Consider the following 13,642-nt stretch of genomic DNA (forward strand, 5'->3'; position numbering starts at 1 on the left):
ATGAGAAGCGGCTTTTCGGACGTCGCCACCGGTTTGCTGGTGGTCTGCGCCCTGATCGTGACCGCCGCCGTCGTACGGCGGGAGTTCTTCGTCACGCCCGCCGCCGCCGCGCAGCCGAACAGCGAACCGCGGCCGGTGGAGAACGGGGAGGAGATCGCCGCCGCGGGGCAGCGGATGGGACCCGCCGGCGCGCCCGTGCAGATCGTGGAGTTCTCGGACTTCCAGTGTCCGTTCTGCGCCACCTTCTCCCGGACGCTGCGCCAGCTGCGCGCCAAGTACCCGGACCGCGTGTCCGTGCTGTACCGGCACGCGCCCATCGACCAGCTGCACCCGCACGCGCGCCGCGCCGCCCTGGCCGCGGAGTGTGCCGGCGAACAGGGACGCTTCGAGCCGTACCACGACCGGCTGTTCGCGCAGCAGGATTCCATCGGCGTCAAGCCGTGGGCGCGGTTCGCGGCGGAGGCCGGCGTGCCGGACGCGGCGGCCTTCGACCAGTGCGTGCGCGACGAACGGCTGATGGCCCGCGTGGCGCGCGACGCGGACCTGGCGCGAAAGACGGGGATCGACGTCACGCCGACGATCGTCATCGACGGCACGCTCATCCCGGGCACGCTTTCCGAGGCGGAGCTGGAGAAGTGGATCACCGGGAGGGACCGATGAACGCGCCACCACCCACGCGCGCGGACGCGTCCGCCGCGAAGACGGAGCCGTCCGCGGGAGGCGGAATCACGCGGCGCGAGTTCATCGGACTGGCCGTGCCCATGGCGGTCGCGGCGTGCACCCCGCCCGGCCAGCGGCGGCGCGCGGCCGAGGGGCGGACGCGCGTGGTGGTGATCGGCGCGGGGCTGGCGGGGCTCGCCGCCGCGCTGGAGCTGGTGCGGGAAGGAGTCGAGGTGCGCGTGCTGGAGGCGCGCGGCAGGCCGGGAGGGAGAGTGCACACGCTGCGTGATCCCTTCGACGACGGCCTCTACGCGGAAGCGGGGGCCGTCTTTGTTCCCGGGGACCACGCCACCACCCAGCGTTTCGCCCGCGAGTACGGCGTGGCGCTGCAGCCGGTGGCGGAGGATGGGCGGGGACGGGCGAGCCGCGTGTTCGTCGCGGGGCAATCGATCCGCCTGGGTACGGGCGAGACGCCGCGCTGGCCCGTGCCGCTCAAGCCGCGCGAAGCGTCGCTCACGCCCGGCGAGCTGCGCAGCCTGTACCTGGACCCGGTCGTGAGCGCCATCGGCGACCCGGAGCACCCGCTCTGGCCCGGCGACGCGGCCCTCCGCTTCGACGGGATGACCATGGAGCAGCTGCTGCTGCGGCGCGGCGCCTCACCGGGCGCCATCGGGCTCATGCGGCTGGGCTACCTGGACGAGTGGGGCGACGGGATCGGCGCCATCTCCGCGCTGGCGCTGCTGCGCGACCTGGCCGTGAACCGCGGCGGCGGCACGTACCGCGTGGAGGGCGGCACGGACCGGCTCCCCGCCGCCATGGCCGCCAGGCTGGGCGACGCCGTCCGGTACGACGCGCCCGTGACGGCCATCGAGGTGCGCCGCAACCGTCCGCGCGTGGAGTACAGGGCGAACGGCAGGACGCGGCGGATCGTGGCGGAGCACGTCATCTGCGCCATCCCCTTCACGGTGCTGCGGGGGCTGCGGATGGATCCGCAGCTCCCCGGGCCCCAGCGGGCCGCCGTCACGCAGCTGCCGGCAACGTCCGTGACGCGCGTGTACCTGCAGATGCGCGAGCGCGTGTGGAACCCGGACGAGGGCACCGCCGTGGCCACGGACCTGCCCATCCGGCTGACCGCGCAGGCCAGCGCGGGACAGCCCGGAGGACGCGAGGTCATCGAGGCGTTCGTCACGGGGGCCCACGCGCGCGCCCTGGCCCGCCTGCCGGCGGACGAGTGCGTGCGGCGGGTGCGCGAGCAGGTGGCGCGCATCGTCCCGGGCGCGGAGGCGGCCGTGGAGCGCGCGGCCGTGTACGCGTGGGACCTGGACCCGTGGGCGCGCGGGGACTACGCGTGGTTTCGCCCGGGGCAGCTGCGCACCTTTCTGCCCCACCTGGCCGCGCCGGCGGGGCGCATCCACTTCGCGGGGGACCAGACCTCCGCGCGGCCGGGGTGGATGCAGGGGGCGCTGGACTCCGGCATCCGCGCCGCCCGCGAGGTGATGGACGCGCTGGGCTCCGGCCGGAGGGCCCGGGCGCAGCGGCCGTCCGCGGGCGCCGCAACGTGAGGGCGTGTGCGAGTCGTTCACCATCGCAGATCTGACGGCACCGGCGTTGCTGAGTTATCTTGCGCCCCCGGTTTCGTTTCCCTGGTCCGTACTCTCGTAGAAGGCGCGTCGTGGAGAAGATCTTTCGCAGGCTCTTCAAGCAGCATTTCGGCAAGCCGCCCGTGAGCATCCTGGAGATCGCGGGGGACGGCAGCAGCCGGCAGATGCACCGCCTGGTGGGTGACGCCATGGAGACGGCCGTGGCCGTCACGGGCCCGGACCCGGACGAGAACCGCGCGTTCCTCTCGTTCTCGCGGTCGTTCCGCTCCATCGGCCTGCCCGTCCCCGAGATCTACGGGGTGGACGAAAAGGCGGGCATCTACCTGGAAGAGGACCTGGGTGAGACCACGTTGTTCGACGCCGTGACCATGGCGCGGCGCGAAGACCCGGGCGCGGACTTTCCCGCGGCCATGGTGCCCGTCTACCAGCGCATCCTGGAGATCCTTCCCCGCTTCCAGGTGGAGGGGGGCAAGGGGGTGGACTACGCCCACGCGTACCCGCGCGCCGCGTTCGACCGGCAGTCCATCCTGTGGGACCTGAACTACTTCAAGTACCACTTTCTCAAGCTGGCGCACATCCCGTTCAACGAGGCGCGCCTGGAGAAGGACTTTCGCCGCTTCGCCACGTTCCTGCTGGGCGCCGACACGCGGCACTTTCTCTACCGCGACTTCCAGAGCCGCAACGTCATGCTGCGCGACGGCGAGCCGTGGTTCATCGACTACCAGGGCGGCCGGCGCGGCGCCCTGCAGTACGACGTGGCGTCGCTGCTGTACGACCCCAAGGTGGGCCTCACGGAGCCCCTGCGCGAGGAGCTGCTGGAGCACTACCTGGACCACCTGGAGCAGTACCTGCCCGTGGACCGCGAGCGGTTCCGGCAGCACTTCCGGGGCTACGTGCTCGTGCGCATCATGCAGGCGATGGGGGCGTACGGCTACCGCGGCTTCTACGAGCGCAAGCCGCGCTTTCTGCAGAGCGTGCCGCAGGCCGTGCGCAACCTGGAGCGCATCCTGGAGACGGGCTTCGTGAACGTGGAGCTGCCGGAGCTCCGGGCCGTCTTCGAGCGCATCTGCGGGACGGCGTCCCTGCGCCGCAAGCCGGCACAGACGCTCCCCGGGCTCACCGTGCACGTGGGCAGCTTCAGCTTCAAGGGCGGCTACCCGGACGACCAGGGCGGCCACGGCGGCGGCTTCGTCTTCGACTGCCGCGCCATCCACAACCCCGGCCGCTACGCCGAGTACACCACGCTGTGCGGCTGTGACGAGCCGGTGATCTACTTCCTGGAGCAGCAGCCGGAGGTGGAGGAGTTCTGGACGAGCGTGCGCGGGCTGGTGGAAAGCCACGTGGGCGTGTGGCTCACCCGCGGGTTCAGCTCGCTGTCCGTGCACTTTGGCTGCACGGGCGGGCAGCACCGTTCCGTGTACTTCGCGGAGCGGCTGGCGGCGTTCCTGCGCCAGCACTACCCGTCCGTCCACGTGGTGCTCGCGCACCGGGAGCAGGGCCGCTGGCCCGCGCGCGAGCAGGCGGAGCTGGCCGCCGCCGGCGCGGCCGCGGGCGCCGCCTCCGCGCCGGAGTGAGCGGCGTGGACGCCATGATCCTGGCGGCCGGGCTGGGCACCCGCCTGCGGCCGCTCACGGACCACACCCCCAAGGCGCTGCTGGACGTGGGCGGCGTGCCCATCATCGAGCGCGTGGCGCGCCGGCTGATCGCGGCCGGCGCCGACCGGCTGATCATCAACACGGCGCACCTGGCGCAGCAGATCGAGGACTACGTCCGCGCGCGCGACGGGTTCGGCGTCGAGGCCGTGTTCTCGCGCGAGGACCCGGGCCCGCTGGAGACGGGCGGCGCGCTGCTGGCCGCCCGCGCGCACTTTCGCGGCGACGCACCGTTCTTTCTCCACAACGCCGACATCCTCTCCGACGTCCCGCTGGGCGACATGTACGCGGCGCACGGGGCAGACGGCGATCCCCTGGCCACCCTGGCCGTGCTGGACCGCCCCACCACGCGCCGGCTGCTCTTTGACGATGCGGGGCTGCTGGGGCGCACGGATGAGGGCAAGGGGCTGGACCTGCGCGTCCGCGCGCCCGTGGGCGAGGTGCGAGCGCTGCCCTTCGCGGGCATCCACGTCCTCTCGCCGCGCATCTTCGCGCTGCTGACGGAGCGGGGCGCGTTCTCCATCCTGGACCCGTACCTGCGCCTGGCCGGCGCGGGAGAGCGCATCCGCCCGTACCGCGTGGACGGGCACACGTGGATCGACATCGGCAAGCCGGAGCAGCTCCAGCAGGCGCGCAATACCTTCGACAAACCCGATGCTGGCCCGCTCCTTGCCCGCCCCGGCGGGCTCGACGATGGCGCGGACCAGGACGCAACGGGGAGGACGCGATGAAGGGACGGGTGGCTGCGGTGCTGGCGCTGTGCGCGCTGGCCGCGTGTGGCGGGAGCGACGGCCAGGACGACGACCAGAGCGCGCCCTCGGCCGGGGGGAGCACGCCGGAGGTGGAGCAGCCGGGCGCGGCGACGGTGGACGGCAACCCGCAGGGCGCGGTGCCCGTGACGCCCATCCCGCGCCCGGAGCAGACGATGGCGGCGGGCAACCTGTCGCCCGTGAACAACTCGGGCGTCAACGGCAGCGTGAACGTGCGCGGCATCGGCGAGCAGACGGAGATCTCGCTCAACGTGCGGGGCGTCACGGACGCCAACCGGCAGATGCAGGGCGCCATCGTGCAGGGCACCTGCGAGCAGTCGGGCGCCGAGGTGGCGCAGCTCGGCCCCATCCCCGTGGGCGCGGGCAACATCGGCGCGCTGGTGGACACGGTGCCGGTGGCGCCGGGCACGGTGCTCAACGGTCAGCACGCGCTCATCATCAAGGGCCAGAACGCCGGCCCGGCCACGCCGCCCCTGGCCTGCGCCGTCCTCCCCGAGTACAGCCGCCTCCCCCCGTCCGCCTGACGGGCGAGTCGAAAACCCGAACGCAAAAGCCCGCCCAGGATCCTCCTGGGCGGGCTTTTACTCGTGAACACCAGATCCTTATGCGGCCGAACGCAGTACTTCCAGCCCTTCCGCATCAGCGGCGCGGCATTGGGCGACGTCATCGCTGACGAAGAAGAACGAGTCGTCTCCGGAAGCCATCGCGCTCGCCCGCAGAGCGGCAGCGAGTTGCACGCTGTCGGCTCCGCGCAACCGGTGTCGCTCCACGAGGTCTGCCGCCAATTCCATGCAGCCCGTGGAAGGGACCACGATGAACGGCGAATCCGCGCCGAATTGAAGGCGGATCCGCGGAAGAATCTGCTGAAGGGCAATGGCACTGAGCCCCTTGGCAGCTGCCTCCCGCCCGGACTGGATGTGGGTGAGCGCGGAGAACGCCTCGGGCAGGGTCAGGTCGCAAACAACCAATCGCGTCCATCCCGGCCGAGCTTTCGCGCTGCGCAGCAGGTCACGGACCGTCCTCATCCCGGGCTCCACCGCGTACAGCTTGGTGAAGGCGGACGTATCGAAGAAGCAGTACTTCACGGTTCTGCCCGCCGGAGCCGCACGACCATGTCGCCGAGGGACAAGCCCTTCAGATCGACTGGCTCGGGAAGTTCCCAATTGGGGTTCAAGGACGGCAGCCTGACAGGCCAATTCTGCTCCGCCGCACGCTGCTGGAACGCCAGCAAGTCGGGAGCGTGCTCGGAAGGCGGATCGGGTTCCAGCGCAGCTTGACGCATTGCATCAACCTCGTTCGCGGGTGATTTGCCTGCGTCAAATCTAACCGATTCCGTCTACTGTGTACACCATCCCGAGCCGCCACCGCGTGGACAAGTTCACGCATGTAGCGCCCTGCAAAGCAGTTGGGCTGTCATAATCTGTGCGCCGGACCAAGCCTGGACTCGCCGACTGCCCCAATCGTATGAGAAGCCGCCACCGGATGCCCCATGGGCTTCGGGCACGGAAAAGCGGGTGAGCCGTGTTCAGCTCACCCGCTGTCTATTCCCGAAGGGGTCCCGCCGCGGCGTGGTTCAGGCCGCGCGGGCGCCGGGCTTCCACCGGCCGAACGGCAGCGACGGTGCGGGGGCATCCTCGCCGCCCCACACGAACGCGATGCTGCGCGGACGGCGCGGCGCCGGCGTGTTGTCGTGCACTACGATACCCACGGCAGGATCACGGTCAGCCGGCATGGCGCCGGCATCGATGTCGTCGTTCATCATGGGGCAGTCCTTCGCAGAGACCAGACGCCCGCGCGGAACAGCGCGGTTCGACGGACCCTGTGCACGCACCGTACCGACCGTGCCATCAAACGCAAACGGCCGCCCCGCAATCACTTGCGCAGGCGGCCGTTCACGGCGGGCACACGAATGCGTGTCAAATCGTCACGGCGATGTCACTCATCCGACACAGGCCAGGGGCTCGCGCGTTTCGTCGTGCTCCGCCGCGACCATGACGGCGCGCGGCGCCGGCGTCACGACGGGCGCGGAGACAAAGCGGTCCGGGAGGGGAAACGAGATCACCTCCGGCCGGGCCGTGTGCTGCGCGCACCACGCGCGGTAGCCCGGCAGCTTGAGCATCCGGAAGATGCGCCGGTCCATCGCGTTGCACAGCAGGATCTCGGTCAGCTGGTACTGACCGCCGCCATCCATGCGCAGCTCGGTCACCACCTCGTCGGCCATGGCGAGGAGCTGGCTGCGAGGGATTCGTTCCTTGAACTCCTCGATCTGCTCCTCCACCCAGTCCACGTAGGCACGGCGAAGCGAGCGCGGCGTTGCGGAGCCCATCGGTGGACCTCCGGGGCGCGGGGCCGGGTTCTGCGTGATCGGCAAACGACTTGAAGACAGGTGGCGCGATAGGGGCGGAACCGAATGTTGCGTCAAGTTAGGCTCCATGCCGCGAGAGCGTCAAGTCTTTCGTATCCCGAGCGTTTTCAACGCGTCCACGCACACGGGACAAAAGCGCGCTCCCCGGTGGTCGGTGTCGGCAATGTGTCGGGATGGATACATGACGCACGATGCGCGCCCGCAGTGCGCCGCGCCCGCCAAATGTCCCAGCTCATGAAGCGCCACCGTGAGCACGCGCGCCCGCAGGACGTCGGCGTCCGCGCCGGATCCGGCCCGCAGCGGCGCCACCCCCACGGCCGCGCAGCACCCCTCCACCTCGGCCTCGCCAAAGATGGGCCCGGCCTCGGCGGCGCAAAAGCCGGCGTCGGCTATTGCCAGCCGCCAGCGGGGGGCTTGGCCGCGCTTCTCCGCGCCGGCGCTGCCGATCAGCGCGTGCATCAGGTGCACGGAGCGGTAAAGTCCCGTCCGCGGGTCCATCCACTCGTCGCGCAGCGGCGTCCGCTCGCCCATCCGCCATTGCAGGCCGAGCGCGGCCCGCACGTCGTCGCCAAGCGTGTGCAGCAGCGCGTCATCCACCTCGCCCGCGGGGACAATCTCCAGGACGGGCGGCGGCGTACGTCGGCGAAGCATTGCGCGGGGGTGGAAAGTCGGATGGCTTGGCGCCGGGGCCCTCACCCCGCTCGTTCCTCGCGTCCCTCTCCCGCAAACCGCGCGGGAGAGGGCATAAACTTCGAACCGGTCGACTGCACCGGCGCGGACGTCCGCGGATGCAGGTCTCCCCCTCCCCCGCGGAGCGGGGGCAGGGGGTCGGGGGGTGGGGGCCCTCCGCGCGCGAGAGACATTCCGCCTTTGCGCGCGATCCATCCACCTCGGCTGGACCCCATCCGCCCCGCTTACTGCTCCATCCCGTACCGCTGCAGCTTGCGGTACAGCGTGGAGGGGTCGATGCCCAGCACCTCGGCCGCGCGCGTCTTGTTGCCGTTCTCGCTGTACAGCACCCAGTGGATGTACGCCCGCTCGATGATCTCCAGCGTGGGGTTGGGCGGCAGGTTCGCGGAGACCAGCGGCTGCGCCTGGCGCTGCGTGATGCGCGGCGGCAGCGTGCCCAGCTGGATCTCGCCCCCGTCGCCCGTAAGCACGGCGGCGCGCTCCAGCGCGTTCTCCAGCTCGCGCACGTTCCCCGGCCAGTCGTACGACTGCAGCACGCCCTGCACGTCGGGCGACAGGCGCGGTGCCGCGCGGCCGCGCTGCTGGGCAAAGCGCTCCAGGAAGTAGTCGCACAGGATGGGCACGTCGTCCGGGCGCTCGCGCAGGGGGGGCAGCTGCAGCGTAATGACGTTCAGCCGGTAGAACAGGTCGCTGCGAAAGCCGCCGCGCCGGATCTCCTCGTCCAGGTCGCGGTTGGTGGCGGCGATGATGCGCACGTCCACGGGCACGGGCTCCGTTGCGCCCACGGGGATCACTTCGCGCTCCTGCAGGGCGCGCAGCAGCTTGACCTGCGTGGCGGCCGACATCTCGCCCACCTCGTCCAGGAAGAACGTGCCCCCCTTGGCCGCCACGAACAGGCCCTGCTTGTCGCGCACGGCGCCCGTGAACGAGCCGCGCACGTGGCCAAAGAGCTCGCTCTCCAGCAGGTTCTCGGGGAGCGCGCCGCAGTTGATGGAGACGAACGGCCCGTCTCCGCGCTCGCTGACCGTGTGGATGAACTTGGCCAGCACCTCCTTGCCCGTCCCCGACTCGCCCGTGATGAGGACGGTGGAATCGCTGGGCGCCACGGTCTCCGCCGTCTTGAGGACGTCCGTGAACCGCCGGCTGCGGCCGATGGGGCGGGTGACGTCGCCGCGGTCGCGCCGGCGGATCTCCGTCTTGAGCGCCTGGTTCTCCTTGCGCAGCTGCCGCGACTCGGCGGCCCGCCGGCAGATGGCCACGAGCTCGTCGTTGCTGAACGGCTTCTGGATGTAGTAGAAGGCGCCCTCGTTCACGGCGCGCATGGCCGTCTGCAGGGAGGCCTGCGCCGTCATGAGGATGACAGGAAGGGCGCGATCCACCTCCTTTGCCGCCAGCAGCACCTCCAGCCCGCCCACGTTGGGCATGCGGACGTCGCTCAGCACGACGTCCGGGCGCACCTCGGACAGCTTGTCGACGCCCGCTTGGCCGCCCACGGCCGTCTCCACCTGGAAGCCTTCGCGCTTCAGGAGGATGCGCAGGGTGTCCAGGATGGCGGTCTCGTCGTCGATGATCAGGATCTTCGGCTCGCTCACGGCCGTTCCTTCGTGCTTGCGTGGTGGTGTGGTGCCGCGACTTCGACGTCTGAGTCTGCGCGATGGAGGAGACGACTGCAACGGCCGCTTTGGGCGTGTCCCTCCGCTGCGCTCCGGGCCGGGCTGCGCGCGCCGTAGGCAACGATACAACTGTTGCCAACGGCGCCGAGCCCCCTGCGCATGCCGGCACGATACGGCTGTGCCGTCCTGCTCCGGGGTCTCGGCCCTCCGGGCGCGCATCCCTCACGCAACCGAGCGGAGCGCCGTCTTCCGCCGGATGCGGGACCCTTCTACCGCCCACCGAGGGCCCCCACCCCCCGACCCCCTGCCCCCGCTTCGCGGGGGAGGGGGAGAACCGCGCTTCGCGCGGCGCCGGCGACGCGCCGGGCGCCCGTTCGAAGTATATACCCTCTCCCGCGCAGTTTGCGGGAGAGGGTGCGAGCCTAGGCGAGCGGGTGAGGGCCCGGGTGAGGGCCCGGGTGAGGGCCCGCCGGGCTCGCCGGCAGGTAGAACGCGAACGTCGCGCCCCACCCGTCGCCCCGCGACTGGTCCACGAACACGGCGCCGCCGTGCGCGTCGGCCGCGCGCTGCACCAGCGCCAGGCCCAGGCCCGTGCCCCCCGGGCGCTCCGTGAAGAACGGGTCGAACACGTGCTCCCGGTGCTCCTCGGGCACGCCCGGGCCCGTGTCGCTCACGCGCACCCGCACGGCACGCGCGGCGCCGGCGGCGGGCTCCAGCAGGTCCGTATCCACCACGTCCACCTCCACCTCGGCCCGGCCGCCCTGCCCCGCCCACTGCACGGCGTTGAGCGCCAGGTTCAGGATGGCGCGGTGCAGCAGGTCCTCGTCCCCGTGCACGGCCGCACCCTCGGCGCCGGGGTGCATCACCAGCGACACCTGCACGTCCGCGGCCTGCGGGTGCGCCTTGACCACGTCCGTGGCGTGCCGCACCAGCCGGGCCACGTCCACTTGGTCCGTGCTGCGCAGCTTGACCCGGGCGAAGTCGATGAACTCCGTCAGCAGGCGGCTCAGCCGGTCGCTCTCGCGGACGACGAGCGAGCCCAGCACCTGCCGGTCATCCGCGTCGATGCCGTCGCCCGTGAGCTGCTCCGTGGCGCTGCGGATGGACGCCAGGGGGTTCTTGATCTCGTGCGCCAGCGACGCGCTCAGCTCCGCCACGGCCTCCAGGCGCTCCGTACGGCGGTGCAGCTGGTCCATCCGCATCCGCTCCGTGATGTCCTGGAAGATGGCCGTCACGGACGGCGGCCCGCCCTCGCGCTGGATGAGGGTGGTGCTCACGCCAAAGATCATCCCCGCCTCCGTCTCGTCCGTCTCGAAGCGGCGGACGGGCGTGCGCGTCCCGGCGGACTGCGCGATCACGCGGCCCAGGCCGGGCGCCACGGCATCCAGCTTGGCCAGGAACGGCTTGCCCAGCCAGTCGCTCACGCGAATGCGCAGCAGGTCCGCGGCCGCGGGGTTGATGAACGCCAGCCGTCCCTCGCCGTCCACGGTGATGAGCCCCGTGGCAATGCTGGCCAGGATGTCGTCCGTGTCCAGCCGCAGCAGGCGCAGCTCCGTCTCCACCTCGCCCAGCACGGCGCCCGTCTGCCGCAGCCGGTCGCCCAGGTAGCCCGTGGCCAGCGCCACGAGGGTAAAGAGGGCAATCTGCAGGATCACGCTGGCGTCTACGTGCCCCGCCGTCCACACGATGTCGGCAAAGAACAGCAGGCTCACCAGCACGCCGATGAGGATGCCGCCCACGAACGGCAGCAGGATGGCCGCCGCGACGATGACCAGGACGAACAGGGGCGTGAAGTCGCTCTCCCGCCCCCCCGTGAGGTGCACCACGATGGCGACGAGGAGCCCGTCGAACACCACCTGCCAGTACAGGTAGCCGCGCCCCGGCGTGTGCCGCGTGACGTGCGTGTACCAGAACGAGCCGGCCGTGAACGCCGCCGCCAGCACCAGGATCATGGTAGCGGCGAAGGTGGTGCGCGCGTCGGCGCTGGCCCAGGCCAGGGCGGCGGCCACGAAGATGGCGCCGGCCAGGCACAGGCGGATGAGGTACACCCACGTGAGGATCTGGCGCTGCTCCGGCAGCCGTCCCGCCGAGAACCGGTTCTTCACGTTCACCACGGGCACCCGGCGCGGTGAAGCCGAGGATGACAAACGAAACGGGTGCGTGGCATGAAGGTCCTGTAAGCGTCGGCGCCGGAATGGAGTAGGTGCACACGGGGATTGTGGGACCGCCGCCCCCGCGCGGTCAAGGCGGGAGCCCTCCCCCGGGGCCCTCACCCGCTCGCTTATGCTCGCACCCTCTCCCGCAAACTGCGCGGGAGAGGGTGTAGACTTCCACGAGCGGATTGCACGGGGGCAACCCTTCCCGCGCGATGAAGTTCTCCCCCCTCCCCCGCGAAGCGGGGGAGGGGGGAGGGGGCCCTCGCCAAGCGAGGCTCCATCCTCTCCAGCGGAGATCATCCCCCGAAACGCCGAGGAGCCGGAATCGCTCGCGCGATCCCGGCTCCTCGTCATCCTACTTTCGCACTCCCGCACTTTCGCACTGCCGTTCAGTCCGACAGGTCCCAGTCGTCGGCGGCGGCCTTCATCCGCATGTCGGCGGGGGTGGCCTTGTCCGTCTCGGGGAGCGGCACGTAGCGCTGGGCGATCTCCATCGTGTTCTCCACCCGCAGCTGGCGGAAGAGGAACGTGAACTGCTCGTTGAGCGCCGCGCGCAGCCGCTCGCGATCACCCTCGGGCAGCTCCCACAGGTCGCGCTTGAACGCGCCCAGGGCCTTCTTGCGGGCCTTGTAGATGAACTGCTCCTCGGTGTCGCCCGACTTGCGCTCGTCCTGGAAGTTCTGGCGGCAGTGCTCGTACATCCGCTCGCGCAGCTCGCCCGGGAGGTTGTCGTAGGCGATGTTCTGGAAGTTGGTGGCCAGGTGGATCTCGGCCGTCTCCACCTCGGGGAACTTGCCGAACGCGTTCTGCGGCAGCGTGCTGGCACCGTGCTGCACGGCGCCGCTCAGGCCGTACTCGTCGCGCGAGATCTCCGACAGGCTGCGCAGCGTCTCGAAGTCGATGGCCACGTCGGCGATGGAGCCGTCGGGAAGCACCGTGCCGCCGTGCGTGGTGCCGCTCTGCACGCTAATCTTGCTCTGCCCGGGCACGGGCTTGCCCACGCGCTCCGACACCTGGGCCAGGGCGCGGCGGTAGCCGTCCATGTAGGCGCGCAGCTCCTCGGGGGTGCTGTTCTCCGTGCCCACCTCGCCGATCTCGCCGCCGATGCTCACGGTCACGCCCGCCGGCTCGTACTTGCGCACGTACGCCGTGAGCTCGGCGCTGAGCGTGTAGTTGAGGTGCTGCTGGGCGTCCAGCCCGTCCTGCTCCAGGTCCACCAGCGTGCTGGTGTCGATGTCGATGTTGTAGAAGCCGGCGTGCAGGCCCTCGCGGATGATGTCCTTGACGGCGCGCAGCTCCGCCTCGGCATCGGCCTTGTACTTCTTCGCGTTGACCTGGAAGTGGTCGCCCTGCACGAACAGGGGACCCGTCCAGCCTTCCTTGATGGCGGCGGCCATCATCACCGTCACGTACTCGATGGGCCGCTGGTCCGTGTAGCCGATCTCGGAGCGGGCGATCTCGCAGATGAGCGCGCCCACCTTGAGCTCGCGCGCGGCGGCGAACAGGGCGCGGCCCGTGTCGTACGCCGCCGCGCGGACGTTGATGGCGGGAACGGTAAAGCCGTGCACTTCGCCGCGGCCGCGGGCCATGTACAGCTCGTGGATGGACGCGGGGGCGATGCCCACGGCGCGGGCGGCGTGCAGCACCAGCCAGCGGGCCGTGTCGCGCACGTCGGCGTCGTCGCCAAAGACGGCGGCGCGCACCAGGCGGTCGATGCCGCTGGAACGCAGCGCGTCGGCGCTCACCAGCTGGACGGTGCCGTTCTCGGCGCGGACGGACGGGCGGGAGAGGATCTCCAGCCCGTCCGCGGCGGTCGCGACGGGATTTGCCATGATCTCCTCTGGATGGACCAGGATGTTCGGGATGCAAGCGATCTCGCCGGGGCAAGGGCCGCGGCGGGCGGGAATGTGTCCGCGGCGCGGCTGCAAGGCAAGATTCGGGCGAGGTTGACGGAGAGTTCCAAGTGCCAAGTGCCAAGTGCCAAGTGCCAAGGAAGAGACAAAGGATGACGCACACGGCACTTCGTGAACTGCGGAAACGGCTTCCATCCGTTTCCGCAGTTCTCCGTTCACGCAGTGCCGTTCACGAAGTGCCGTGTGAAAAGCAGTTCTCTTCGCACTTGGCACTTGGCACTT

At 70.8% G+C, this 13,642-nt stretch carries 12 protein-coding genes; 5 read left to right on the forward strand and 7 right to left on the reverse strand.

The window, feature by feature from the left end:
• The 5 genes from VFZ20_RS17240 to VFZ20_RS17260 form a co-directional block, all read left to right on the forward strand.
• On the forward strand, nt 1–660 hold a 660-nt coding region (locus VFZ20_RS17240), incomplete at its 5' end, for a DsbA family protein (RefSeq protein ID WP_329685157.1).
• Nucleotides 657–2,222 carry an NAD(P)/FAD-dependent oxidoreductase gene (locus VFZ20_RS17245; RefSeq protein WP_329685158.1) on the forward strand — a complete coding sequence of 522 codons (1,566 nt, stop codon included), beginning with the start codon at nt 657–659 and terminating at the stop codon, nt 2,220–2,222. The genes VFZ20_RS17240 and VFZ20_RS17245, both read left to right, overlap by 4 nt.
• A gap of 110 nt (nt 2,223–2,332) precedes the next feature.
• Entirely contained in the window at nt 2,333–3,835 is a 1,503-nt protein-coding gene (locus VFZ20_RS17250; RefSeq protein WP_329685159.1) for a RapZ C-terminal domain-containing protein, read from the forward strand.
• A gap of 14 nt (nt 3,836–3,849) precedes the next feature.
• Nucleotides 3,850–4,644, forward strand: coding sequence for a nucleotidyltransferase family protein (locus tag VFZ20_RS17255; RefSeq protein ID WP_329685168.1), 795 nt, complete (start codon nt 3,850–3,852; stop codon nt 4,642–4,644).
• Nucleotides 4,641–5,207: a hypothetical protein gene (locus tag VFZ20_RS17260; protein ID WP_329685160.1), complete on the forward strand. Its 567-nt coding sequence runs from the start codon at nt 4,641–4,643 to the stop codon at nt 5,205–5,207. The genes VFZ20_RS17255 and VFZ20_RS17260 overlap by 4 nt, the downstream gene beginning before the upstream one ends.
• Before the next feature lie 78 nt (nt 5,208–5,285).
• Here the strand turns inward: VFZ20_RS17260 and VFZ20_RS17265 are convergent, their stop codons facing one another.
• The 7 genes from VFZ20_RS17265 to VFZ20_RS17295 all read right to left on the reverse strand — a co-directional run bounded on the left by VFZ20_RS17265 (nt 5,286) and on the right by VFZ20_RS17295 (nt 13,339).
• Entirely contained in the window at nt 5,286–5,768 is a 483-nt protein-coding gene (locus tag VFZ20_RS17265) for a type II toxin-antitoxin system VapC family toxin (RefSeq protein ID WP_329685161.1), read from the reverse strand.
• Between the two features lie 488 nt (nt 5,769–6,256).
• Complete coding sequence (locus VFZ20_RS17270; RefSeq protein ID WP_329685162.1) at nt 6,257–6,445, reverse strand: hypothetical protein; 189 nt, start codon at nt 6,443–6,445, stop codon at nt 6,257–6,259.
• Nucleotides 6,446–6,622: 177 nt separating this feature from the next.
• Entirely contained in the window at nt 6,623–7,009 is a 387-nt protein-coding gene (locus tag VFZ20_RS17275) for a hypothetical protein (RefSeq protein WP_329685163.1), read from the reverse strand.
• 120 nt (nt 7,010–7,129) lie between these two features.
• Nucleotides 7,130–7,699, reverse strand: coding sequence for a hypothetical protein (locus tag VFZ20_RS17280; RefSeq protein WP_329685164.1), 570 nt, complete (start codon nt 7,697–7,699; stop codon nt 7,130–7,132).
• A 263-nt stretch (nt 7,700–7,962) separates the two neighbouring features.
• Nucleotides 7,963–9,330: a sigma-54 dependent transcriptional regulator gene (locus VFZ20_RS17285; protein ID WP_329685165.1), complete on the reverse strand. Its 1,368-nt coding sequence runs from the start codon at nt 9,328–9,330 to the stop codon at nt 7,963–7,965.
• Between the two features lie 443 nt (nt 9,331–9,773).
• Nucleotides 9,774–11,465 (reverse strand): two-component system sensor histidine kinase NtrB, encoded by a 1,692-nt coding sequence (locus tag VFZ20_RS17290; RefSeq protein WP_329685166.1) that lies wholly within the window; start codon nt 11,463–11,465, stop codon nt 9,774–9,776.
• Between the two features lie 431 nt (nt 11,466–11,896).
• Nucleotides 11,897–13,339 carry a class II fructose-bisphosphate aldolase gene (locus VFZ20_RS17295; protein WP_329685167.1) on the reverse strand — a complete coding sequence of 481 codons (1,443 nt, stop codon included), beginning with the start codon at nt 13,337–13,339 and terminating at the stop codon, nt 11,897–11,899.
• Nucleotides 13,340–13,642: the final 303 nt, after the last annotated feature.

Origin of the sequence: Longimicrobium sp., assembly GCF_036280135.1 — a bacterium.
Classification (GTDB): domain Bacteria; phylum Gemmatimonadota; class Gemmatimonadetes; order Longimicrobiales; family Longimicrobiaceae; genus Longimicrobium.

Coding starts and splice junctions, on each gene's coding strand:
- VFZ20_RS17245 (WP_329685158.1), top strand. CDS start 657: ATGAACGCGCCACCACCCACGCGCGCGGACGCGTCCGCCGCGAAGACG.
- VFZ20_RS17255 (WP_329685168.1), top strand. CDS start 3,850: ATGATCCTGGCGGCCGGGCTGGGCACCCGCCTGCGGCCGCTCACGGAC.
- VFZ20_RS17260 (WP_329685160.1), top strand. CDS start 4,641: ATGAAGGGACGGGTGGCTGCGGTGCTGGCGCTGTGCGCGCTGGCCGCG.
- VFZ20_RS17270 (WP_329685162.1), bottom strand. CDS start 6,445: ATGATGAACGACGACATCGATGCCGGCGCCATGCCGGCTGACCGTGAT.
- VFZ20_RS17275 (WP_329685163.1), bottom strand. CDS start 7,009: ATGGGCTCCGCAACGCCGCGCTCGCTTCGCCGTGCCTACGTGGACTGG.
- VFZ20_RS17280 (WP_329685164.1), bottom strand. CDS start 7,699: ATGCTTCGCCGACGTACGCCGCCGCCCGTCCTGGAGATTGTCCCCGCG.
- VFZ20_RS17295 (WP_329685167.1), bottom strand. CDS start 13,339: ATGGCAAATCCCGTCGCGACCGCCGCGGACGGGCTGGAGATCCTCTCC.